General features: G+C 56.6%; 2 protein-coding genes and 1 tRNA gene. All 3 read left to right on the top strand.

Annotation, left to right across the window (positions count from 1 at the left end):
* Nucleotides 1-471 (top strand): hypothetical protein (locus NKJ46_RS34635; protein WP_352671840.1); only part of this gene is annotated, 471 nt, incomplete at its 5' end.
* Nucleotides 433-523: transfer RNA gene (locus NKJ46_RS34640), tRNA-Ser, on the top strand. The genes NKJ46_RS34635 and NKJ46_RS34640, both read left to right, overlap by 39 nt.
* A 94-nt stretch (nt 524-617) precedes the next feature.
* Complete coding sequence (locus NKJ46_RS34645) at nt 618-869, top strand: GIY-YIG nuclease family protein (protein WP_352671843.1); 252 nt, start codon at nt 618-620, stop codon at nt 867-869.
* Nucleotides 870-949 lie beyond the last annotated feature (80 nt).

Raw genomic sequence — 949 nt, forward strand, 5'->3', positions numbered from 1 at the left:
AAAGTTAAAAAACGGGTCTGGGTATTCTTTGCTGAAGGACAGCGTTCCCTGCCCCATCCCCACTACCGAAAAAGATGCGCACCGCGCCGCTCCTTCAAACCCGACATTACCCATGACACGGCTGCGTTCAACCACGTTCGTACCGGCAAAAGGTTTGTGTTGGCGCTATACCCCGGCGTTGTTGCACAAATGACACGATTTGGCCTCACTCCGAAAGCTCCCGTTAACCAACAGCCCTTCGCAAGCCGTTGCAAACAGCGGATTCCGGCGATGGTCGGCCCGAAATGTGACCATGGCCCGAGTCGCGAACCAGGGAATTGCCGCAGAATCGCCACATCGCTGGGCGGCGCTTTGGCGAAGGGTCGATTTTTCAAGGATAATAGCGCCAGCTTGTTGATTGTGCCGGCGCTTTTCTTTATCCACCGGCGCAACGGAGAGGTGGCCGAGTGGTCGAAGGCGCTCCCCTGCTAAGGGAGTAGAGGTCAAAAGCTTCTCGTGGGTTCGAATCCCATCCTCTCCGCCACCCTACGCCCTGCGGGCTTCGGGTGGCAGGCCACCCGAAACCGCATTTTGGGCGTAGGGTGTCGCCCGAAGCTACGAAGTAGCGTAGGGGGACCATGTGGTACGTCTATTTCCTGCAACTTCGTAACGGCGATGTCTACGTCGGGTCGGCCAACGACCGTCGGCGCCGTTTCGAATCGCATCGATCAGGCTATGTGACTTCGACCAAGGCCTATCTGCCTGTAACTTTGAAGTCCTACATCGGGGTTGAAACCGAGGCCAACGCACGGCAACTCGAGCGATATTTCAAGACCGGTTCAGGCAAGGCCTTCGCCAGCAAGCGTTTTTGGCGGACAGGGCCTCACTGACGACCTCAGGACTTATCTGTTTGAAATATAAGTAAAAACAGCCGAACGAGCTGCTTTTTGCCGACCTCCGCCCTCGATTC

The sequence above is a fragment of the Mesorhizobium sp. M0166 genome, from assembly GCF_040322255.1.
Taxonomy (GTDB): domain Bacteria; phylum Pseudomonadota; class Alphaproteobacteria; order Rhizobiales; family Rhizobiaceae; genus Mesorhizobium.

Coding starts and splice junctions, on each gene's coding strand:
- NKJ46_RS34645 (WP_352671843.1), top strand. CDS start 618: ATGTGGTACGTCTATTTCCTGCAACTTCGTAACGGCGATGTCTACGTC.